This is a genomic window from Pantoea sp. Sc1, assembly GCF_000255315.1.
Taxonomy (GTDB): Bacteria; Pseudomonadota; Gammaproteobacteria; order Enterobacterales; family Enterobacteriaceae; genus Pantoea; species Pantoea anthophila.
The window spans coordinates 1,841,496-1,863,468 of the sequence record NZ_AJFP01000001.1; the positions used below are offsets into that span (position 1 = coordinate 1,841,496).

Genomic DNA, 21,973 nt, shown 5'->3' on the forward strand with positions numbered 1-21,973 from the left:
GGCAGTCGCGTTACTGATTCTACACTGACAATGTCAATCCGGGCTTAATTAATCCACGCGCAGCACGCGGCTGGTATTGGTCGTGCCGGTGGCACCCATCACATCACCCTGCGTCACGATGACCAGATCGCCTGATACCAGGAAACCTTTGTCACGCAGCAGATTGACGGCATCGTGTGCCGCAGCCACACCGTCGTTGTTGCTGTCGAAGTAGACCGGGGTGACGCCGCGATAGAGCGCGGTGAGGTTCAGCGTGCGCTCATGGCGTGACATGGCAAAAATCGGCAGGCCTGAGGTGATGCGCGAGGTCATCAGCGGCGTACGGCCCGACTCGGTCATGGTGATGATCGCGGTAACGCCCTGCAGATGGTTCGCGGCGTACATGGATGACATCGCAATCGCTTCTTCGATGTTATCGAACTGCACGTCCAGACGGTGTTTGGAGACGTTAACGCTCGGGATTTTTTCCGCGCCCAGGCAGACTTTCGCCATCGCCGAGACGGTTTCAGCCGGATACTGGCCTGCGGCGGTCTCCGCGGAGAGCATCACGGCGTCGGTGCCATCCAGTACGGCGTTCGCCACGTCCATAACTTCGGCACGGGTCGGCATCGGATTGGTGATCATCGACTCCATCATCTGTGTCGCGGTGATGATGGTGCGGTTAAGCTGGCGGGCGCGGCGAATCAACGCCTTCTGAATGCCGACCAGTTCCGGGTCGCCAATTTCGACGCCCAGGTCGCCACGGGCTACCATCACCACGTCAGAGGCGAGAATGATGTCATCCATCGCTTCCTGGCTGGCGACCGCCTCAGCACGCTCCACCTTCGCGACCAGACGGGCATCACAACCCGCTTCACGCGCCAGACGACGCGCCAGGTTCATATCCTCGCCACAGCGCGGGAAGGAGACGGCCAGATAATCGACCTTGATTCTGGCGGCGGTAATAATGTCCGCCTTATCTTTTTCAGTCAGGGCTTCCGCCGACAGGCCGCCGCCCAGCTTGTTGATGCCTTTATTGTTCGACAGCGGGCCACCCACGGTGACTTCGGTAAAGACTTTCATGCCCTGAACTTCCAGCACTTTGAGCTGCACGCGGCCATCATCCAGCAGCAGGATATCGCCTGGCACCACATCTTCCGGCAGGCCTTTATAGTCGATGCCCACCCGCTCTTTGTCGCCTTCGCCTTTACCCAGGGTGGCATCCAGCAGGAAGCGGTCGCCGATATTCAGGAAAACTTTGCCTTCTTTAAAAGTCGAAACACGAATTTTTGGCCCCTGGAGGTCGCCAAGGATCGCAACGTGGCGGCCCAGTTTAGCGGCTATCTCACGCACTTTATCCGCACGAAGCTGGTGATCTTCTGGCGTGCCGTGAGAGAAATTGAGTCGTACAACGTTCGCGCCCGCCGCGATGATTTTTTCAAGATTATTGTCGCGATCGGTGGCCGGACCGAGGGTAGTAACGATTTTGGTTCTTCTGAGACGTCTTGACATCGGGGACTCCGTAAACATTTAAGCGTGTCCGGATCAGTGGACACAGCATGGTTATCTATTCTATATGATCGACAGCGTGTGATACGACTCACATTGTAAATGTGATGTTAATTTTTTTGCGGTGCATCCTCTTTCCCTGGAGACTGCTTTTCGTAACGCGACGCTTTCAGCGCTTCTTTCACGCGCTTCAGGTTTTCGCGGAACGGCGCACCCCGTTCAAGGGTAAAGCCGGTCGCTAACACATCGATCACGGTCAACTGCGCCAGGCGCGATACCATCGGCAAATAGACATCAGTATCTTCCGGGACATCAAGCACTAAAGCGATGGCGGCTTCATCGGCAAGGGGTGAATCGGGAGAGGTGATGGCAATAACGGTGGAACCGTTTACACGGGCCAGGCGAGCCAGTTCTACCATATTTTTTGTGCGCCCAGTATGTGAAATGAGAACAAAAACGTCACCGGCTCGACTATTTATGCAACTCATGCGCTGGATCACAATATCGTCAGACCAGATGACAGGAATATTAAAGCGCAGGAATTTGGTAAAGGCGTCATGGGCCACCACGGCGGAGGCGCCCAGACCGAAAAAGGCGACTTTATCGGCCTGCGCAAGCTGAGTGACCGCCTGCTGCAGCCGCGAACTCTCCAGCTGATCCCGAACCCGCTGCAGACCTGCCAGCGCGGAGTCAAAGATTTTGTGGCTGTAGTTCTCCACGCTGTCATCCTCCTCCACACCCCGGCTCACCCAGTTGCTGCTCTGTACCAGGCTTTGCGCCAGCTGCAGTTTAAAGTCGGGAAAACCGCGTGCGCCTAAACGGTGGCAGAAGCGGTTTACCGTAGGCTCACTGACGCAGGCTTCGCGTGCCAGAGTGGCAATGCTGGCGTGCATCGCCGCCTGCGGCGCCGCCAGAATCTGCCGGGCGACTTTCTGTTCCGCTTTACTCAGCGAAACGAGCTGCACCTCAATTTTTTCCAGCATGTTCATAAGCCGATGACCATTATCATTTTTAGCAATTTCAGAAATCCCTGTCGTCAGAGCTGATTAACAGAGACTATATCGCGTCAGCGGGGGGCGGGCGCAGTGACGGACAAGCCGATTTGCATTTTTTTTGGGATACTTTGACCCCGGGCAAATTTCACTGACACCCCCGGATACAGAAAAAACCGACAATCCGCACGCGTCATCACACCGGTTTTGCTTATCCGGTACAGAGTTAATGCGGTTAGCCCGGCGAGTCGGTTTACCTGGCGCAGGGAAAAAAGTACATTGTGCGGAAAGAAAATAATAACCTGGACCCGGTGGCAGAGGATGCATCACCACCGGACTATCCTGCAACGAGGAGAGGAAAATGGCGGTAACACAAACAGCCCAGGCATGCGATCTGGTGATTTTCGGTGCCAAAGGCGATCTTGCACGCCGTAAACTGTTGCCTTCACTGTACCAGTTAGAGAAAGCGGGTCAGATCCATGAGGAAACCCGCATTATTGGTGTCGGACGTGCTGAGTGGGACAAAGCGGAATACACCAAAGTGGTACGTGAAGCGCTGGAAACCTTCATGAAGGAGAAAGTTGACGAAGCGCTGTGGGATAAACTCAGCAACCGTCTCGACTTCTGCAACCTCGATGTCAACGACACCACGCACTTCCCTAAACTGGGTAAGATGCTCGATCAGAAAAACCGCACCACCATCAACTATTTCGCTATGCCGCCAAGCACCTTTGGTGCCATCTGTCAGGGACTGGGCACGGCGAAACTGAACGCCAAACCGGCGCGTGTTGTGATGGAGAAGCCGCTCGGCACCTCACTGGAAACCTCACAGGAGATCAACGACAGCGTTGGCGAATACTTCGATGAGAGCCAGGTGTTCCGTATTGACCACTATCTGGGCAAAGAGACGGTGCTTAACCTGCTGGCGCTGCGCTTCGCGAACTCCATCTTCGTGAACAACTGGGACAATCGCACCATTGACCACGTGCAGATCACCGTGGCCGAAGAGGTGGGTATCGAAGGGCGCTGGGGTTACTTCGACAAAGCGGGCCAGATGCGTGACATGATCCAGAACCATCTGTTGCAGATCCTGACCATGATCGCTATGTCGCCGCCGTCCGATCTCAGCGCAGACAGCATCCGCGATGAGAAAGTTAAAGTGCTGCGCTCGCTACGTCGCATCGACCAGACCAACGTGCGTGAGAAAACCGTGCGCGGTCAGTACACCTCCGGCTTTGTACAGGGTAAAAAAGTCCCCGGCTATCTGGAGGAAGAGGGCGCCAACAAATCGAGCGCGACCGAAACCTTCGTGGCGATTCGCGTCGATATCGACAACTGGCGCTGGGCGGGTGTTCCGTTCTACCTGCGTACCGGTAAGCGTCTGCCAACCAAATGTTCTGAAGTCGTGGTCTATTTCAAAAACCCTGAGATGAACCTGTTTAAAGACTCTTACTCAGAGCTGCCGCAGAACAAGCTGACCATTCGTCTGCAGCCGGATGAAGGGGTGGATATCGAAATCCTCAACAAAGTGCCAGGTCTCGACCACAAGCATAAGCTGCAGACCACCAAGCTGGATCTGAGCTACTCTGAGACGTTTAACCAGTCGCACCTGGCCGATGCTTATGAGCGTCTGCTGCTGGAGAGCATGCGCGGAATTCAGGCGCTGTTTGTGCGTCGCGATGAAGTTGAAGCGGCATGGACCTATGTCGACTCCATCATCAACGCCTGGGCTGCGGATGGTGACTCGTCTAAACCATATCAGGCTGGCACCTGGGGTCCGGTGGCCTCCGTCGCGATGATTACCCGCGATGGCCGTTCCTGGAACGAGTTCGAATAACCGTCGTCATGAAGAAGCCCGCAACGCGGGCTTTTTTTTTGCCCCTCACCCGACTGGCGGAGGCAGATAAAACTGAACTGCCGTTTCAAAATGAGAGCAGGGTAATGGACGCTCCGGAAGCCGATCATGTATGGTAGTGTCATCATTACAGGGCAGGAGCCGAGGCTCCGTGACCGGGCTGCTAACCCGGTGTTATTAATCAAGGGGAACTGATGAAAAACTGGAAGATGAGTGCTGAACAGATTCTGACCACCGGGCCTGTGGTGCCGGTCATCGTCGTGAATAAGCTGGAACATGCCGTGCCGATGGCAAAAGCGCTGGTGGCGGGCGGTGTCCGGGTGCTGGAAGTGACGCTGCGCACGCCCGTCGCGATGGAGGCATTGCGTGCGATGATCAAAGAGGTGCCGGAGGCGATTGTGGGGGCGGGAACCGTCATCAATCCGCAGCAGCTTCAGCAGGTGACCGATGCCGGCGCGCAGTTTGTTATCAGTCCGGGGATTACGGAATCACTGCTGAAGGCCGCGGTGGAAGGGCCGGTTCCCCTGATTCCGGGTATCAGCACCGTCTCTGAACTCATGACCGGAATGGACTACGGTCTGCGCGAATTTAAGTTTTTCCCGGCCGAGGCGAATGGCGGTGTCAAAGCGCTGCAGGCCATTGGCGGGCCTTTCCCGCAGGTCCGTTTCTGCCCGACTGGCGGGATCTCTCCGGCAAACTACCGTGACTATCTGGCGCTGAAAAGCGTGCTCTGCATCGGCGGTTCCTGGCTGGTGCCGAATGATGCGCTGGAAGCGGGCGACTGGGATCGCATCACCCGCCTGGCGCGTGAAGCCGTTGAAGGCGCGAAGTAAGCTGAAGCGGTGAGCGTCTGCTCACCGCACGCTGTTACCCCTGAACCGTCACCGCTGCTGCGCTGGCAACGGCACGCGCAATGGCCTCATCCGTCGTCTCACCGCTCGCCAGCGCCACACCTAAACGACGCTGACCACTAATCTCCGGCTTACCGAACAGGCGCAGTTGCAGACCGGCACCCAGCGCCGCTTCGACGTTGACGAACTGCACATTCTGGCTGGTCAGTTGCGGCAGGATAACGGCCGAGGCGGAAGGACCATACTGACGAATTGCGCCAACCGGCAGACCCAGGAACGCCCGCACGTGCAGCGCAAACTCTGACAGATCCTGCGAAATCAGCGTAACCATGCCGGTATCATGGGGGCGCGGTGACACTTCACTGAACACCACCTCATCGCCACAGACAAACAGCTCGACGCCGAACAGACCATAGCCACCCAGCGCCTTAACCACCTGCGCGGCGACATCCTGGGCCCGCTGCAGCGCCACATCACTCATCTGCTGCGGCTGCCAGGATTCACGGTAGTCGCCATCTTCCTGACGATGACCAATCGGCGCACAGAAATGGATGCCGTCAACGGCACTGATGGTGAGCAGGGTGATTTCAAAATCGAAGTTAACCACGCCCTCTACGATGACGCGACCGGCTCCGGCGCGGCCACCCTGCTGCGCATAGTCCCAGGCGCTGTCGAGCTGGCTGGCGTCACGGATAAAGCTCTGGCCTTTGCCAGAGGAGCTCATGACCGGTTTTACGATGCACGGAAAGCCAATCTCTGCGGCGGCTTCGTCAAAGCGCGCTTTGCTGTCGGCAAAGCGATAGCGTGAGGTCGGCAGGGATAACTCTTCCGCGGCGAGGCGACGAATCCCTTCACGGTTCATGGTCAGCCGTGCGGCACGGGCTGTCGGGACCACGCGCTGGCCCTGCTGCTCCAGCTCAACCAGGGTATCCGTGGCGATAGCCTCGATTTCCGGCACCACAAAGTCAGGTTTCTCCTGCGCGATTAACGCAGCCAGGGCCGCACCATCCAGCATGTTGATCACATGGCTGCGATGCGCCACGTGCATGGCCGGGGCATCCGGGTAGCGATCGACCGCAATCACTTCCACACCCAGACGCTGACACTCCAGCGCCACCTCTTTACCCAGTTCACCCGAACCCAAAAGCATCACACGTGTTGCCGCCGGACGCAGCGCCGTTCCGAGAGTTGTCATACATTCACCTAAGCAGTCAAAATTCGCGCGCAAGTATAAACGAAAACGTTTGCGTTCTCACGCTTCGTCCGTATAACGCCGCCATTTGCCTTACTTTTCCCGCTCTGACGTTTCCTGACAACCCTTTCGCTAGGATAGCAGGCTGACATCGTGAACAGGAGCGGATGATGAACAACTGGTTGCAACAGATTCAGTCGGTACTGGCGAAGAAGGGCGGTGACGGTAAATCGGGCGGAGGCCTGAGCGATATGCTGGCACCAGGCGCGCTGGGGGGGCTGGCCGCGATGCTGATCAGCAGTAAGTCTTCCCGCAAACTGCTGACGAAATATGGCGGCCAGGCGCTGATTATCGGCGGCGGGGCGGCGGCGGGTGCGGTGCTGTGGAACAAATACAAACAGCGGGTCAGCGACGCGCATCAGAGCGAACCGGACTTCGGCGTGTCACAGACACCGGTCGATCTGCGCGCTGAGCGTCTGGTCACGGCGCTGGTGTTTGCCGCCAAAAGCGACGGACACATCGACGATCAGGAACGTGCCGCTATTGAGCAGAATATTCATCAGTCCGGCTACGGTCAGGATGCGGAAAAGCTGATCCAGAAAGCGATGAATCGCCCGCTGGATCCGCAGTGGCTGGCCGCTGACGTGAAGAATGAGGAAGAGGCACTGGAGCTCTATTTCCTCAGCTGCGCCGCCATTGATGTCGATCATTTCATGGAACGCAGCTACCTCTCTGCGCTGGGTGACGCGCTGAAGATCCCTCAGGATGTCCGCGACGGCATTCAGCAGGATATCCAGGCCGAAAAAGCCCGTCTTCTGGCCAGTTAACTTCTCTTGGCGGGCCTCAGAAGAGGCCCCGCCTGCCGCCGCTTCCTCGCTGCCCCCTGGCTTCCCGCCACTTAAGTGTTACGCTTACAGATCATGACGTTCACGGAGACGGATGGATGAAAGCTCCCATTGCAAAAAAAATTCCTCATGAAATGACGCTGCATGGCGAGACGCGCGTCGACAACTATTACTGGCTGCGCGACGATAAGCGCGAAAACAGCGAAGTGCTTGATTACCTGCGTGCCGAAAATAATTACGGCAAAAAAGTCATGTCGTCGCAGCAGCCGCTGCAGGACCGGGTATTAAAAGAGATCATCGACCGGCTGCCACCGGAAGATCACTCAGTGCCCTATGTTAAAAACGGCTACCGCTATCAGAGTCGTTATCAGAGCGGCAATGAGTATCCGGCCTATTACCGTCAGCCCGCGGCGAGCGAGGAGTCGGCGGAGTGGACCCTGCTGCTGGATGCCAACCAGCGCGCGTCACACAGCGACTTTTACACTATGGGCGCGCTGCATATCAGCCCGGACAACCGCGTGATGGCGCTGGCCGAGGATTTTCTCTCGCGCCGCCAGTATGGCATCCGCTTCCGCAACCTTGAGAGCGGCAGCTGGTATCCTGAAGTGCTGAGCAACGCCTCCTCCAGCTTCGCCTGGGGTAACGACTCCCGCACGCTCTACTACGTGCGGAAACACCCGCAGACGCTGCTCTCTTATCAGGTCTGGCGACACGAGCTGGGGTCGCCGCAGTCTGATGATCAGCTGGTTTATGAAGAGCAGGATGACACCTATCATCTGAGCGTCCACAAGACCACCTCAAAGCAGTTCATCATGATTGCGCTCTACAGCACCAACACCAGCGAGATTCAGCTGATCGATGCTGATTTCCCCGATGCGCAGCCGCATGTGTTTCTGCCGCGCCGCCGCGATCATGAATACAGCATCGATCACTACGAGCATCAGTTCTTTATCCGGTCTAACCGGGAAGGCGAAAACTTCGGGCTCTATCGCAGCCGTTATCTGGATGAATCCCGCTGGGAGACTCTCATCCCGGCGCGTGAAAACGTGGTGATGGAAGATTTCCAGCTGTTCCGCGACTGGCTGGTGGTTGAAGAGCGGCAGCGCGGCCTGACCAGCCTGCGCCAGATTAACTGGGCCAGCGGCGAAACCAGTGGCATCGCCTTTGACGATCCCACTTACGTCACCTGGCTGGCTTACAATCCGACGCCGCGCACCAGCAAACTGCGCTACGGCTACTCCTCAATGACCACACCGACCACGCTGTTTGAGCTGGATATGGACACGGGTGAGCGCCGCATCCTGAAGCAGAGCGCGGTCAAAGGGTTCAACGCCGACGATTACAAAAGCGAGCACCACTGGATAAAAGTCAGCGATGGCACCGAAGTGCCGGTGTCGCTGGTCTATCATCGCAGACACTACCAGCCCGGCCAGAATCCTATGCTGGTCTATGGCTATGGCGCCTATGGCAGCAGCATGGATGCCGATTTCAGCGTCAGCCGTCTGAGCCTGCTGGATCGCGGCTTTGTGTTTGCCCTGATTCAGGTGCGCGGCGGCGGGGAGCTGGGGCAGCAGTGGTATGACGGCGGTCGCCTGCTGAACAAAATGAACAGCTTCACGGATTTCATCGACGTGACCAATGCGCTGGTGGCGCGCGGGATAGGGCATCCGGAACGTCTCTACGCCATGGGCGGCAGTGCAGGTGGCTTACTGATGGGCGGGGTGATCAACATGGCACCGCAGCGCTTCCATGGCGTTGTGGCGCAGGTCCCTTTTGTGGACGTGGTCACCACCATGCTCGATGAGTCGATCCCGCTGACGACCGGCGAATATGATGAGTGGGGCAATCCCGGCGATCCGGAGTACTACCGCTACATCCGCCAGTACAGCCCCTATGACAACATTGAGGCAAAAGCCTATCCGCATCTGCTGGTCACCACCGGCCTGCACGATTCGCAGGTTCAGTACTGGGAACCGGCCAAATGGGTAGCGAAACTGAGGTCGATGAAAACCGATAATAATCTGCTGCTGCTCTGCACCGATATGGATGCCGGACACGGCGGCAAATCGGGGCGCTTTAAAGCCTATGAAGGGATCGCGATGGAGTATGCCTTCCTGCTGGGGCTGGCGCAGGGCACCCTACCCCCGGCAGAGGATTACTGAGGCTCGGTCAGGTATTTACGCAGCGCCTGCCGCAGTGGCGGGCGCAGATCGCTGACGTTATCCAGCATCCACTTCAGATAGCCCGGATCCTTGCGCGCCACCACCGCAATCGCCTGACCACGGTATTTGCCGAATGGCAGAATGTCGTCGCGCTGGGCCGCCGGTTGTGAGCGCACAATCATCTCCGAGGCGTTCCAGCCCGAAGTCTCCATAATGCGGATCAGCAGGGCCGCCGTCACATAGCAGTCATAGAGCGCGCGGTGCGCATGCAGATCGGCTGGCGGGGTAACATCCAGCTTCAGGGAATGACGCAGGGCCTGGTTGCCATATTTGATGCCCGGCCAGAGCTGACGCGCCAGCTGCATGGTGCAGATCCATTCGCCAAACATCTCCGGCAGCATCCGGCGGTCAAAGCTGGCGTTATGCGCCACATAGAAGGCACTGCCGTAGTAGCGCGGGATCGCCTCTTCGATGGTCGGTTTTCCGGCGACCATCGCTTCGGTGATGCGGTGCACGGCCATCGCCTGACGGCTGATGGGGCGGTCAGGCAGGATGAGATCGCTCATCGGATTCACAATCTGACCATCAACCACATCGACGGAGGCCACTTCCACCACGCCACCCTGCAGGCCGCAGGTTTCGGTATCTATGACGCGAAACATCATTGCTTCATCTTCGGTTCGTAAGGGAGGCGTGACAGGCTCAGTGACGCCTGGCGGTAATGCATCAGACGCTGACGAAACCAGTCACGCAGCGCTTCGGGCTGCTCCTGCACTACCATCTCGGCAACGACCGGCATGTTATAGCGCTCTTTAAACGCCACGCCCGCAGCCGCTAAATCGACATTTAACTTATCTTTCTCGTCCTGGGACAGCAGGGCAAGGTTATGGCTCATAATATTCTCCTGATGACAGGGGGCAAAAGTAATGTTTTCGCCGGTCTGAATCAAGGATTAAGGATCGCATTGCTGGCCTCGACAGTGCAAATGCAGCAGCGTATCCTTTTGCCTCGTTTATCGCCCTGGCGGCGGCTAAAAGGATGATCTGATGCAGAAAAAACACATTTCCCGCATGGTTATTACGCTGGTGGCTGCCGGTGCGATGGCATTCAGCTCGCTGGCAGCTGCGCATGCCCATCTCCGCGCCTCCACGCCGGCGGCCAAAGCAGAAGTAACAACCGCTACCGATGCGCTGACGCTGACTTTCACTGAAGAGATTGAACCCGCGTTCAGCGGCGTTACGCTGCTTGACGATCATCAGAAGCCTGTTGCGACGGAGAAGGCGCGCGTAGCGTCCGGCCACAAAGATCGGCTGATTGTCAGCCTGCCTCAGCCACTGAAAGCGGGGCGCTATCAGGTTAACTGGCATGTCCTGTCGGTGGATGGACACAAAACCGCAGGAAGCTACCGCTTCAGCGTGAAGTAAGCGTCGTGATAACCCTCTGGCCAGCGCTGCGTGCGCTCCATTTTGCTGCCGTGATGCTGCTGACCGCCAGCGCCTGCTACAGCGCGCTGCTGGCACCAGAACGTTATCGTCCACAACTGGCGCGGCGACTTAATCCGCTGGTAAACGGAAGTGCGTGGCTGGCCCTGCTCAGCGCGCTGGCGATGCTGGCCTGCCAGAATGTGCTGATGAGTGGCGACAGCGCCAATCTGCTTCAGCCTGACATCTGGCTGGCGGTGCTGGGCACCCATTTCGGTGCGGTGTGGCAGTGGGAAATCGTGTTCAGCGTGCTCGCCGTGTCGGCGTTATTACTGACCGCGCAACTGCGCCAGCAGGCCTTACTGCTGGCAGGCGTGCTGCAACTGGCCTGTATGGCCCTGACGGGGCATGCCGCGATGCGGGAAGGCTGGCCTGGCCTGCTGCATCAGATCAACCATGCGCTGCACCTGATTGCGGCAGCGTTCTGGGTGGGGGGACTTGTTCCGCTTCTGCTGCTGATGCGTGAAGCGCGCCAGATCGAACGCCGCACCTATGCGATCCGTACCATGATGCGCTTTTCGCGCTACGGTCATCTGGCGGTCGCGTTAACGCTGCTGACCGGCGGGGTGAACAGCCTGATGATCCTGGGCTGGCCGCTGACGTGGCACGAATCCCGCTATAGTCTGTTGTTGCTGGGGAAAGTGCTGCTGGTGACCCTGATGGTGGGAGTGGCGCTGATTAACCGTTACTGGCTGGTGCCGCGTTTCCGCGTCGCGGGTAGCGGCACCCAGCAAAAATTTATCCGCATGACACAGCTCGAACTGCTGCTGGCGTGTGGCGTGGTTGGGCTGGTCAGCGTGTTTGCCACGCTGTCGCCAGCCTGAATGTGATTTAAGAGAGAAAAGGGCAGTTATGTTGCTGAAGAAAGTGGTCCCCGCAATCCTGTTATTATCTGTATGCGGCCAGGCGCTGGCGGCACAAATCATTACCGTCAGCCGCTTTGAGATCGGTAAAGATAAGTGGCCGTTTAATCGTGAAGAGGTGATGCTGACCTGCGAGAAGGACGGTGCCATGTTTGCCATCAACCCGAGCACGCTGATGCAATACCCGCTGAACGACAAAGCGGATGCGCTGTTTAAGAGCAACCAGGTGAAAGCGCAGCCGATCAGCGTGATCCAGAGCGAGGATAAAGCGCATCCGGGCCAGATGATGAGCCTGCAGCCGATTGTTGAGCGCACTCAGGCGCTGTGCGGTAAGTAAGCCTGCCGGGTGCAGCATCACGCTGCGCCCGACTGTTTTTTGCCGTTGCGATCACAAACTGATCCTGTTTATGGCCCTGTGCCGTGCCTCAGCTGGCAATTCCTCTGCGCTGTTCTAATCTTAAGTTGCAAGGCGTTATCGCCTTCATAAATGCCAACTTTTAGCGCACGGCTCCTCGAGAGCCATTTCCCTGGACCGAATATAGGAATCGTATTCGGTCTTTTTTTGTTTAATTTATATTGAATTTTTCATCGGTGCGAAAAATATCCCGAACCTGTCCTGTTCAAATTATTCCCACCACTTATTTCTTACCCAATATATTGAGACGCTTTTTCGTTATAACAAAGTTATTTTTAGCGAAGAGTTTTTGCGCAAAATACTCCCCATATGCCACCTCATACCCTCGCCTGACAGACCTTAGTATATCGTGAAATGTTCAACGCATATGGCATAACCGTGCCCCGCTTTCTGCCCTCTGTCGTATTGACAGAAATTTTTCAGGTGACTGAGACCCACGTCTCACTTCAGGTGAAGATGGCTTCACAGCATCTCTGCCGACATTATCTGCGCTGGCTCAAGCTGTTTCACCCGTTGGCGCTGCACGACCCGAACGTTCCGCAGCGGACAACGAAGTCATCAGTCAGGCATCTTTAAAGATAAGGACATAGGTCTGATCAGACAGAAGAGGCACTTAGTTTTAAAGGTGTTCAGGGGGAAAGGGAAGGTGTGCGATCAAAGTTTGGTGATAAGCTATCAGGTAATGATCGTTTTATCTTCCTGTGGCACTATAAAACAGCCATTGTCATAAACGAGGGATTGAGTATGACTTCAGGAACAGCAGCGAGGCAGGAACCCGGACGTTACTATACATTTGAGTCGAGATTGCCTGAGGGCGTTTTTTTTGAGTTTCGCCCCAGCCATTTGCCCCGAAACGCAAAGCCTGTAACCGATGAAACCAGTGGTATGTGCATCGGATACACGGTCGCACAGGCCCCGGGATTATGGCAGGTTTATGATGTCCAGGGGCATTTTGTCAGGCTGGAAGAAGCACCACTTGAAACACCATTATTTGATCCAACTGATATTGCCCTTTTTGGATTAGGGGTTTTCCGTATTCTTCGAACGGGACGAGTTCTGTTTGAATCAGGGGCACGTGCGGCACTTTCAGCAAAAATTAGTCAGGGTACGGTATCTCTTTTGCGAGGGCGGCTAAAATTCGGTCTGCATGCGCGCAGTCTCAAAATGACGGAAGCAGCCGCAAAGCATATGTACGATCCTGCTCGATATGTTCCTTTGCAAATTCAGGAAAAAACTATTCGTTATGGCAAGCGCATGCCAGATCCTCGTGAAGGAGAAGGAATGTTCCGTTACGAAACAGATATCTATAAATTGCGCTTCGATAAGCACCGTCGGGAGTATGTTTATCAGAAGTACAGATTTGAGGTGATTGTCAGAGAATCTGACTGGACAATATCTCATTTTAAATATTTTTATTAACTAACAGGAACATTTCCATGTTTGATCTCAGGAGTGAAGAATTTACTTTCGTAATCGCGCCTTATGAACGCGTGGTGGTGAATGAAGTCGATCCTGTTAACCATAACTGGGACTGGATAAAGTCCTGGGTAGAATTCTCGGTAAGCGGCCTTAACGTAGCGTTTAAAACGGAATTTACCGTTGGAGAATTGAAACTATTGAAAAAAGAATTTTCAGCTTTCCAGCAGGCGATAATTAATCAGCAAAAGCTTAAATCGTTCACATATCAGAGTGATGTTCATCAGCTTGATATGATGGTGACAAATGAACACAGTATTGATAGTGTCACGATCGAATTTATTCTTCGCCCGGAGCCCCATGCCGATAGTGTTCAGGTTAAAGGCAGTTTTGGCCTTGATGAAACCTATTTTCCCGATATTTTGAAGCGACTTGATGAAATGATTAAATGGCAGAATTAGGCTGATTATTCATGACATCTGTTTCCTCTCATGCGTGAGAACTGTCACCGTGAATACTGCACGCGACGGGCTGATGGGTGATGCACAGGCCCGGCGTCCTTCCTCGGCTACGGATGCTCGCCAGCAGGAGTCACTGCATTCTTAATTTGTCTGGTTCACGATGACCCGTTCGCTCAATTGCCGCTTTTTGCTGATTTTATTGCGCAGGTCATTAATCCCCCCCTTTTCAGAATAATGATATTTTCAGCCTGCTCGCGGAATCATAAAATGCTGCTTTAACAGGGAGATATACCATGAAGAATGTTGTGCTAAGTATGCTTGCCAAGATTTCACAAATAGATGCAAGCACCAAACAACTCACCGCGCGCGTTGAGGCGCAGTCTCTGTTGATCAGTGCGCTGGTGCTCGCGGTAAGTAAGCAGGGCGGCGTAACGGAGATGATTGAGGGCGCGAACAAGGCGATCAACACGGTAATTGACTCCGCAGACTCAGATGAAATGCTCAAGTCTGATGCGGCGCTTCTTTTAAGCGAACTTCAGGATTTACTGATTATCTCCCGCGCGGTTGATGGCGCAGATGAAGAAATCAATCATGAGGCACTCAATGAGCTGGCCGGGGTGACCTCACCCGCACAGCTTCTTCAGGAAGATAACTGATTCGTTGCCTCTGGCCCGCCGCGCGCGGGCTTTTCAGTTCCATTTCTCTTTGAGCAACGCTCTCAGATCCCTTTCAGACAGGCCTTCCCCCAGGGTGAGATATTTCCAGTGCAGGGCAGGGCGTTAAATGAAGCGACAGGGCAAAAAAGGCTCTGTCATTATCAAAGGAACGTTATGCAGCGCAATCAGAGACACCCATGAAACGTGCATTATTGTGGCTGCTTCACTCTTTTTCAGATTGGATTGCTATTGCCGTTATTGTGGCGGGCATCTATCTCTTCATTAGCTTTGTGCCGCAGCATGCAACGCTGCTCAGTGTTGCATGGGTTGTCACCATTTCTTATCTCTATATCCGATACAGCCGCGGATAGTGATGACGTCCTGCGGGTAATCCGCTCTGATTCTTAGCCCGGGAACCACCCGGAGAGGACACATTGTCGTAACGTAGCAGGGTCAGAAGCACCGCAAAATCTCATCCGTAATCGCTTCACATTGACCATAGTCAATGTACTCTGCGAGCCTCCGTAAACGCGTAAATACGTTTATCCCGCGTATAAAAAAGCAGACGTACCCTGAGGCGGTGATATTCAACCAGGATGCGTTATGTTTTTGAAAAAAGTTATACCCTATCTAATTTTAGCGCTGGCAAGTTCAGCTTTGTCCGGCTGTGTGATGGCGGAAGGTGGTCATCATCATTATGGTCACGCTTCTGACTGGCATCATCATGGCCGACCGGCTATGCCAGATGCGTCGCAGCACATGGGGCCGCCGACTGCGGCATCCCGGCATATGGGCCCCCCGCCTGTCCGGAACCCCTCTCAGCATATCGGCCCGCCGCCGGCACCGTCCTCTGACAGCGGCATCCATCGCTGGCATGCATAAGCGCCACGCATGTGGCACCGCCTTCACAGAATGCAACACAACCTCACTGGCTCGCACCCAAAGCTCAACGGTCAGCTTGTTATCACGGCCGTTTAGCTTATTCTGAACGTTCAATCAAATGGAGGAACGTTTATGAAAGCGGCAATAGCAAATAGTGAACACCAGGTTGAAGTTGTTGAGAAGACACTGCGTCCTCTCAAAACCGGCGAAGCTCGGCTCAGGATGGAATGCTGTGGTGTATGCCATACCGATTTGCATGTGAAGAACGGGGACTTCGGCGATAAAACCGGTGTCACGCTGGGTCACGAAGGTATCGGGATTGTTGAGGAGGTTGCGCCGGATGTGACCTCTCTCAAGCCGGGCGATCGCGCCAGCGTGGCCTGGTTCTTCAAGGGCTGCGGTCACTGTGAATACTGTAACTCCGGTAATGAAACGCTCTGCCGGGAGGTGGTTAATGCAGGTTATACCGCCGATGGGGGTATGGCTGAAGAGTGTATCGTGGTTGCAGACTACTCGGTCAAGGTTCCCGAGGGGCTGGACCCTTTTGCCGCCAGCAGCGTAACCTGCGCCGGCGTCACCACCTATAAAGCGGTAAAGGTCTCTGAGGTCAAACCGGGCCAGTGGCTGGCGATTTACGGTCTCGGCGGGTTAGGCAATCTCGCCCTGCAGTATGCTAAAAATGTTTTTAACGCCAAAGTGATCGCCATTGATGTGAGCGACGGCCAGCTGGCGCTGGCGAAAGAGATGGGTGCCGACCTGGTGGTGAACTCCGCCAGTGAAGACGCGGCGCGCTTTATTCAGGAAAAAACCGGCGGGGCGCACGCAGCCGTCGTGACCGCCGTGGCCAAAGCGGCCTTTAACTCGGCGGTAGATGCGGTCAGAGCCGGGGGACGGGTGGTGGCAGTCGGACTTCCGCCGGAAGCGATGAGCCTGAACATCCCGCGTCTGGTACTCGATGGCATTCAGGTGGTGGGATCACTGGTCGGCACCCGCAACGATCTGGCGGAAGCTTTCCAGTTTGCGGCGGAAGGAAAAGTGGTGCCTAAGGTCACCAAAAGGAAGATTGGCGAGGTGAATGACATCTTCGATGAGATGATCCACGGCAAAATTCGCGGCAGGATGGTGATCGACTTCACCGGTCACTCTGCCTGATCAGGCGCACCTGACCTGATGCTGAAGCCCGCCCCGAGCGGGCTTTTTTGTGACTGAAGTGTTAAATGCCACGGGTTGTGCAGTTACCGCCTGGGTTAAAACATTAATAAGCACTGCTTTATGTTTCATGATGTTTTTTTGGCTTGCACTTTACCGGTAACATTATAGTTTAAGAGGTGATGTCGGATTACACACAACTGAAGGAGGGTTATTTATGGCGAAACATCATCTGCTCAAATCCATTGAAATTGCAGCCATTGTGCTGTTTGTCCTGATACTGGCGTATCTGGCGATCACCGGGATTTTGTCCTCAACAGGTATGGACCACGCCTGGCCTTACCCCACTAAGTAACTGAATGCGGCACCAGGGAAAATCATCAATATTATAAACAGATAACCCCCAGCACACACCTGTGAGGCGGAATACCGGGTTACACCAGACTGACCGAAAGCAGCGTGAGCTCTTCCGTGTCCAGTGACAGACTTTTTTTCGTTTCGAACATAAACTGTTCCAGCGCCTCTTCCACATCATCCCCTTCGATAAAGGCGTGCGTGGTGACATGATGTTCACCTTCCGGCTTAATGACGTAAGACACAAACCACTTTTTCTTCTGCATGATGCTTCTCCTTCTGATGCTATAACGCGTTAAGAGCGGGCAATCGGTCGCGTGCTGTCCGGCATGGCGAACAGCGTGCTGCCGCGCTTGTCAGGGCTGATGACAGGGTTTAATCCAGCGGTGCGGGATGGAGCAGGTCGATCACATCATCGATCTCGTTACTGGCCGCATGACGATCGAGGGCGACAGCGTAGTAGCGTCCTTTACAGTAGTGCCGGGTCACCGCGACGCGGTGGCCGGTATCGCTGTCCGCTTCGCCGCCGGTGGCGGTCTGCAGATGGGGCGGGATCACCAGCTCACTTTCAAGTTGATCGGCTTCAATGATTAACGCGCCACCGTCGCTGGACAACAGCAGATGCTGAATGCGCATAGATTTTCCTCTCCGTCGGATTGCTGACCGGGAAAGTGTAGTTCACTCCGGCAGGTGTGCAGGACGTAAGACGTGGTTCCCTGCTGGTCACGACATCGCAGGCCATAAAAAAGCCCCGCGAACGGGGCTTCTGAATCCATCTGTCACTCAGCTGGTCTGGTCAGCCAGCTTCGGGGCCAGAACGCGTTTACCCATCCGGATGCCGGGCTTCTCAACATATTTGTAGAGCAGCGATGCCAGCGCATAGGTCACCGGGATGGCGGAGACGCAGACAATCAGAAAACGCATCAGATCGCTTTTGAATTCTATATCGGTGTGATTCAGCAGCAGTGCGATCAATGGAATGACAATCAGCAGGTGCAGCAGGTAGACCGAGAACGAGACGTCGCCCAGCCAGGTGCTGAGACGGTTGTTCAGCAGCTTACGCGGCAGAGCAATCAGCTGCGCCATCCGGCTGCCCTGTGGATACTGCCAGAGAATGGCTGTCATACCGACGATCATCAGCGCTTCCATAATCACCTGCAGCTTGATGAACCCCAGACCCATTGCCACGCTGGCAACCGGTCCCAGCAGCGCAAAGGCGACGTAAAGCAGCGATTTGCGGCGAATGGCTTCTGCCAGCAGCATGCCCGACAGGAACATATTCAGCTTAATCAGGATCATTGAAGGCATCTCAAACGCCTCATAATAATCGGCCAGCAGATAGCGTCCGGCGCAGCAGAGCACCATGATACCGATCAGGGAGGCAGCATAGCCAAACCGCAGCGTCACCAGCATGATGAACGGGAACAGCAGATAGAACTGCATCTCCAGCCCGATGCTCCAGTCAGGCAGTACGGTGTTAAAGCCGTAATCGGGCAGCATGCCGAACAGGAAACTGAAGTGGGTCAGCACATTTGCCAGCGACTGGTCGGTGTAACGTGACGACTCGGTTGCCGTGCCGGAGTAGAAATGCGCGATGGTGTCACGCATCTCGCCAAACCACGGCCCGTAAATCAGGGCGATGATTAACAGCAGATAGTAGAGCGGCGCGATGCGGAAAAAGCGGCGGATCCAGAACTTTTTGATCGTTTCGGCGCTTTGCCATGGCTCTTTCTGCTGTCGCTCGACATAGTTTTTCGCCATCAGGTAGCCCGAAAGCAGAATAAACAGATCGACACCGATGCCAGGGGATGAAATCAGTGTGATATGGCAGTGAATCAGCAGGCTGATATGACCTACCAGTACCCAGAGAGAGGCGATGCCGCGTAATCCCTCAAGCTCAGTTGACCAACCTCGTGTTGCAGACATAACTCTTCCTCGTTTTTATCCGACCTTCGGCGCTCACTAAGCCTCAAGGCAACAGATATGTAAACGGCCCTTTACAAAAGTAAGAGGAATCTGAAGAAGAGAATGCTGAAAAAATCAACTTAAAAAGGGTAAAAACGCACAGAACGTTAAGGGCGCGCAGCCGCACACCCTTAACCATTATTACAGCCCGGAACCTCTGTCAGGCCAGTTTTAACAGGAGCATACCGGCCAGCAGCAGGCTCAGGCCGGCCCAGCCTTTGCGGTTAAGCCGCTGACCAAACAGTACCCAGCCCGCCGCGACGGTGGCGATAATGCCAAAGCCACCCCAGACCGCATAGGCTATCGACAGGTCGATCCCTTTCACCGCCTGGGCAAGCGCGCTGAACGCGAGTAGCACACAGCAGAGCGAAAGCAGCCCGAATAGACGTTTTTTGAATCCATCAGAATATTTAAGGAATATATTGGCGGCAATCTCCAGCAGGATGGCGAGTGCCAGCCAGGCCGCATGGACAAAATCAGTGATGACCATGGTTAACCTCCGCTGATGATTCGGTGCCGGTTTTGATCAGGACGATTCCAGCAATTAGTGTCATCAGGCCGCCAATTTTCAGCGGTGACAGCGACTCGCCAAACAGCTGCACGCTGAACAGCGTAATCAGCAGGATGCCGATACCTTCCCACAGGGCATAAGCCACGCCCAGGGCGATATGTTTGATGGCGAAACTCAGCAGAATATAAGAACAGGCAATCATAGCCAGCATCATCAGGTAGCCATACTGGCTGCCGCTGAGGCTGGACCATTTCATAAACAGCGTACCGATTATTTCAGTCACGATAGCAAGTGATAATAAAACCCAGGCGTACATGGGGATCTCCAGCAACGAATTAATGATGACCTGCCACGCGTGATTGCGCGCAGACTCAGAACCATATCGAAGCGGAAGGGGACTACAGGGCGTTACGCCAGTGCTTATCAGCGACGTTCCGGGCGGAAAGGAAAGCAGGGGAAATCAGGGAATAAAACACAAAAAGTTTGCGCATAAAGTTTACAACGCATCCACATTGTTGCTTCTCATCAGTGGACGGAAAGTGCCTCCGGTTATCTACACGCAGGATTTATAGCATCCGGCATATCGTGAAATCAACAGCAGATGCTGCTTTGTTTGATTTTGATTAAGGTTTGATGATTTGCGGATGCAGGTTTACGGAAAACAATGTGTGGCATGGGATGGGGGATAAAAAAAGCCGGGCAATAAGATGCCCGGCGAGATTTAAAGTGACGCTGTGACGATTTAGTCGCTGCGCTGTGGGGTGGTGCGCACAGGCGCCTCTCCGGCCACGTAGTAGGCCGCGGTGCTGCGCGGCAGCGGCTCGCGTCCACGGATCTTATCGGCAATCTTCTCACCGATCATGATGGTGGTGGCATTCAGGTTACCGGTGATGATCAGCGGCATGATGGACGCATCCACAACGCGTAATCCCTGCAGGCCATGCACCCGACCTTCGCCATCGACGACCGCCATCGGGTCGTTGCCCATTTTGCAGGTGCCGCACGGGTGATAAGCGGTTTCGCCGTGGTTACGCACGAACTCGTCCAGCTCCTCATCCGTCTGACATTCAATGCCCGGGCTGATTTCACGGCCGCGATACTTATCCAGCGCGGGCTGGTTGATGATCTCGCGGGTGATGCGAATCGCATCGCGGAATTCATGCCAGTCCTGCTCATGCGACATGTAGTTAAACAGAATGGCAGGATGGCGGCGCGGGTCGCGTGATTTCAGGCGCACATGACCGCGGCTGGGCGAACGCATCGAACCGACGTGACACTGGAAGCCGTGGGCATCAACGGCGTTGGAACCGTTGTAGTTAATCGCCACCGGCAGGAAGTGATACTGAATGTTCGGCCAGCTGAACTCTTCACGGCTGCGGATAAAGCCACCGGCTTCAAACTGGTTACTGGCGCCGACACCGGTGCCATTGAACATCCACTCGGCGCCGATTTTAGGCTGATTCCACCACTTCAGCGCCGGATAGAGGGAGACCGGTTCTTTACACTCATACTGCAGATACATCTCCAGATGGTCCTGCAGGTTTTCACCCACGCCTGGCAGGTCGTGAACCAGCGGAATATCAAACTGCTTCAGCAGTTCGGGCGAACCGACGCCAGAGCGTTGCAGGATCTGCGGCGAGGCGATAGCCCCGGCACAGAGCAGCACTTCACGGCGTGCGGTCGCTTTATTCAGGGTGTTGCTGTCACCCTGCAGAAACTCCACGCCCACCGCACGCTTACCGTCAAACAGGATACGGTCGGTGGTGGCATGCGTAATGATCTTCAGGTTGGCGCGGCCTTTAGCCTGATCGAGATAGCCGCGCGCGGTGCTGGAGCGGCGTCCCTGCGGCGTCACGGTGCGGTCCATCGGACCAAATCCTTCCTGCTGATAGCCATTGAGGTCATCCGTGCGCGGATAGCCCGCCTGCACGCCCGCCTCAATCATCGCTTCAAACAGCACGTTGTTGCCCGCTTTTGGCGTTGCGACGCAGACCGGGCCGTCACCGCCGTGGAAATCGTTCGGACCGATATCGCGGGTCTCCGCTTTGCGGTAGTAGGGCAGGCAGTCCAGATAGCTCCAGTCCTCTAACCCTGGCGCGCTGGCCCAGTTATCGAGATCCATGGCGTTACCACGGATGTAACACATCCCGTTAATCAGCGACGAACCGCCCAGGCCTTTACCACGGCCACACTCCATGCGGCGATTATTCATGTAAGGCTCAGGTTCTGTTTCATAGGCCCAGTTGTAGCGTTTGCCCTGTAACGGATAGGCGAGGGCGGCAGGCATCTGGGTGCGGAAATCAAAACGATAATCCGGGCCGCCCGCTTCCAGCAGCAGGACGCTGACGTTGCTCTCTTCGGTCAGACGGGTAGCCAGAACGTTTCCTGCGGATCCGGCGCCGATAATAATGTAATCAAATTCCATTCATCGTTCC

24 protein-coding genes are annotated in these 21,973 nt (G+C 55.3%); 13 read left to right on the top strand and 11 right to left on the bottom strand.

What is annotated here, in order from left to right:
* Positions 1-48: 48 nt before the first annotated feature.
* Both pyk and S7A_RS08510 read right to left on the bottom strand, forming a co-directional pair.
* Complete coding sequence (pyk, locus tag S7A_RS08505; protein ID WP_009089741.1) at positions 49-1,491, bottom strand: pyruvate kinase; 1,443 nt, start codon at positions 1,489-1,491, stop codon at positions 49-51.
* Between the two features lie 107 nt (positions 1,492-1,598).
* Positions 1,599-2,477, bottom strand: coding sequence for a MurR/RpiR family transcriptional regulator (locus tag S7A_RS08510; RefSeq protein ID WP_009089743.1), 879 nt, complete (start codon positions 2,475-2,477; stop codon positions 1,599-1,601).
* A 364-nt stretch (positions 2,478-2,841) separates the two neighbouring features.
* On the opposite strand from S7A_RS08510, the gene zwf reads away from it, so the two are divergent.
* Both zwf and S7A_RS08520 read left to right on the top strand, forming a co-directional pair.
* The gene (gene zwf, locus S7A_RS08515; RefSeq protein WP_009089746.1) at positions 2,842-4,317 is read left to right on the top strand and encodes a glucose-6-phosphate dehydrogenase; all 1,476 of its coding nucleotides are present in this window, start codon (positions 2,842-2,844) and stop codon (positions 4,315-4,317) included.
* A 212-nt stretch (positions 4,318-4,529) separates the two neighbouring features.
* Positions 4,530-5,168 carry a bifunctional 4-hydroxy-2-oxoglutarate aldolase/2-dehydro-3-deoxy-phosphogluconate aldolase gene (locus S7A_RS08520; RefSeq protein ID WP_009089747.1) on the top strand — a complete coding sequence of 213 codons (639 nt, stop codon included), beginning with the start codon at positions 4,530-4,532 and terminating at the stop codon, positions 5,166-5,168.
* Between the two features lie 34 nt (positions 5,169-5,202).
* Here the strand turns inward: S7A_RS08520 and purT are convergent, their stop codons facing one another.
* The gene (gene purT, locus S7A_RS08525; RefSeq protein WP_009089749.1) at positions 5,203-6,381 is read right to left on the bottom strand and encodes a formate-dependent phosphoribosylglycinamide formyltransferase; all 1,179 of its coding nucleotides are present in this window, start codon (positions 6,379-6,381) and stop codon (positions 5,203-5,205) included.
* A gap of 167 nt (positions 6,382-6,548) precedes the next feature.
* On the opposite strand from purT, the gene S7A_RS08530 reads away from it, so the two are divergent.
* Positions 6,549-7,205, top strand: coding sequence for a tellurite resistance TerB family protein (locus tag S7A_RS08530; protein ID WP_009089750.1), 657 nt, complete (start codon positions 6,549-6,551; stop codon positions 7,203-7,205).
* 116 nt (positions 7,206-7,321) lie between these two features.
* On the top strand, positions 7,322-9,385 hold the full coding sequence (locus tag S7A_RS08535) for a prolyl oligopeptidase family serine peptidase (protein WP_009089752.1): 2,064 nt from the start codon (positions 7,322-7,324) through the stop codon (positions 9,383-9,385).
* Here S7A_RS08535 and exoX read toward each other — a convergent pair.
* Both exoX and S7A_RS08545 read right to left on the bottom strand, forming a co-directional pair.
* Positions 9,379-10,050 carry an exodeoxyribonuclease X gene (gene exoX / locus S7A_RS08540; protein WP_181161900.1) on the bottom strand — a complete coding sequence of 224 codons (672 nt, stop codon included), beginning with the start codon at positions 10,048-10,050 and terminating at the stop codon, positions 9,379-9,381. The genes S7A_RS08535 and exoX overlap by 7 nt on opposite strands.
* Positions 10,047-10,280 carry a DNA polymerase III subunit theta gene (locus S7A_RS08545; RefSeq protein WP_009089756.1) on the bottom strand — a complete coding sequence of 78 codons (234 nt, stop codon included), beginning with the start codon at positions 10,278-10,280 and terminating at the stop codon, positions 10,047-10,049. The genes exoX and S7A_RS08545 overlap by 4 nt, the downstream gene beginning before the upstream one ends.
* Positions 10,281-10,431: 151 nt before the next feature.
* On the opposite strand from S7A_RS08545, the gene copC reads away from it, so the two are divergent.
* The 9 genes from copC to S7A_RS21490 all read left to right on the top strand — a co-directional run bounded on the left by copC (position 10,432) and on the right by S7A_RS21490 (position 17,063).
* Positions 10,432-10,809 (top strand): copper homeostasis periplasmic binding protein CopC, encoded by a 378-nt coding sequence (gene copC / locus S7A_RS08550; RefSeq protein ID WP_009089757.1) that lies wholly within the window; start codon positions 10,432-10,434, stop codon positions 10,807-10,809.
* A gap of 5 nt (positions 10,810-10,814) precedes the next feature.
* Positions 10,815-11,690: a copper homeostasis membrane protein CopD gene (gene copD, locus S7A_RS08555; protein ID WP_009089759.1), complete on the top strand. Its 876-nt coding sequence runs from the start codon at positions 10,815-10,817 to the stop codon at positions 11,688-11,690.
* 28 nt (positions 11,691-11,718) lie between these two features.
* Positions 11,719-12,066 (top strand): YebY family protein, encoded by a 348-nt coding sequence (locus S7A_RS08560; protein WP_009089760.1) that lies wholly within the window; start codon positions 11,719-11,721, stop codon positions 12,064-12,066.
* Positions 12,067-12,792: 726 nt separating this feature from the next.
* Complete coding sequence (locus S7A_RS08565) at positions 12,793-13,563, top strand: hypothetical protein (RefSeq protein WP_237712310.1); 771 nt, start codon at positions 12,793-12,795, stop codon at positions 13,561-13,563.
* A 17-nt stretch (positions 13,564-13,580) separates the two neighbouring features.
* Positions 13,581-14,021: a hypothetical protein gene (locus S7A_RS08570; RefSeq protein ID WP_009089763.1), complete on the top strand. Its 441-nt coding sequence runs from the start codon at positions 13,581-13,583 to the stop codon at positions 14,019-14,021.
* A 293-nt stretch (positions 14,022-14,314) separates the two neighbouring features.
* Complete coding sequence (gene iraP, locus S7A_RS08575) at positions 14,315-14,677, top strand: anti-adapter protein IraP (RefSeq protein ID WP_033736214.1); 363 nt, start codon at positions 14,315-14,317, stop codon at positions 14,675-14,677.
* Positions 14,678-14,874: 197 nt separating this feature from the next.
* Positions 14,875-15,048 carry a hypothetical protein gene (locus tag S7A_RS21485; RefSeq protein WP_009089766.1) on the top strand — a complete coding sequence of 58 codons (174 nt, stop codon included), beginning with the start codon at positions 14,875-14,877 and terminating at the stop codon, positions 15,046-15,048.
* A 643-nt stretch (positions 15,049-15,691) separates the two neighbouring features.
* A complete protein-coding gene (adhP, locus tag S7A_RS08580; RefSeq protein ID WP_009089768.1) occupies positions 15,692-16,711 on the top strand; it encodes an alcohol dehydrogenase AdhP in 1,020 nt (339 codons plus the stop codon).
* 214 nt (positions 16,712-16,925) lie between these two features.
* Positions 16,926-17,063: a hypothetical protein gene (locus S7A_RS21490; protein WP_009089769.1), complete on the top strand. Its 138-nt coding sequence runs from the start codon at positions 16,926-16,928 to the stop codon at positions 17,061-17,063.
* 79 nt (positions 17,064-17,142) lie between these two features.
* On the opposite strand, the gene S7A_RS08585 is transcribed toward S7A_RS21490, so the two are convergent.
* From S7A_RS08585 to betA, 6 genes are all read right to left on the bottom strand, one after another.
* On the bottom strand, positions 17,143-17,328 hold the full coding sequence (locus tag S7A_RS08585; RefSeq protein ID WP_009089771.1) for a hypothetical protein: 186 nt from the start codon (positions 17,326-17,328) through the stop codon (positions 17,143-17,145).
* 109 nt (positions 17,329-17,437) lie between these two features.
* On the bottom strand, positions 17,438-17,698 hold the full coding sequence (locus S7A_RS08590; protein WP_009089772.1) for a hypothetical protein: 261 nt from the start codon (positions 17,696-17,698) through the stop codon (positions 17,438-17,440).
* A 147-nt stretch (positions 17,699-17,845) separates the two neighbouring features.
* Positions 17,846-18,988, bottom strand: a complete 1,143-nt coding sequence (locus tag S7A_RS08595; protein ID WP_009089773.1) for an acyltransferase — start codon at positions 18,986-18,988, stop codon at positions 17,846-17,848.
* Positions 18,989-19,187: 199 nt separating this feature from the next.
* Complete coding sequence (mdtI, locus tag S7A_RS08600) at positions 19,188-19,517, bottom strand: multidrug/spermidine efflux SMR transporter subunit MdtI (RefSeq protein WP_009089775.1); 330 nt, start codon at positions 19,515-19,517, stop codon at positions 19,188-19,190.
* Positions 19,504-19,854 carry a multidrug/spermidine efflux SMR transporter subunit MdtJ gene (gene mdtJ / locus S7A_RS08605; protein WP_009089777.1) on the bottom strand — a complete coding sequence of 117 codons (351 nt, stop codon included), beginning with the start codon at positions 19,852-19,854 and terminating at the stop codon, positions 19,504-19,506. Before mdtJ ends, mdtI begins: the two co-directional genes overlap by 14 nt.
* Before the next feature lie 426 nt (positions 19,855-20,280).
* A complete protein-coding gene (betA, locus tag S7A_RS08610; RefSeq protein ID WP_009089779.1) occupies positions 20,281-21,963 on the bottom strand; it encodes a choline dehydrogenase in 1,683 nt (560 codons plus the stop codon).
* Positions 21,964-21,973: the final 10 nt, after the last annotated feature.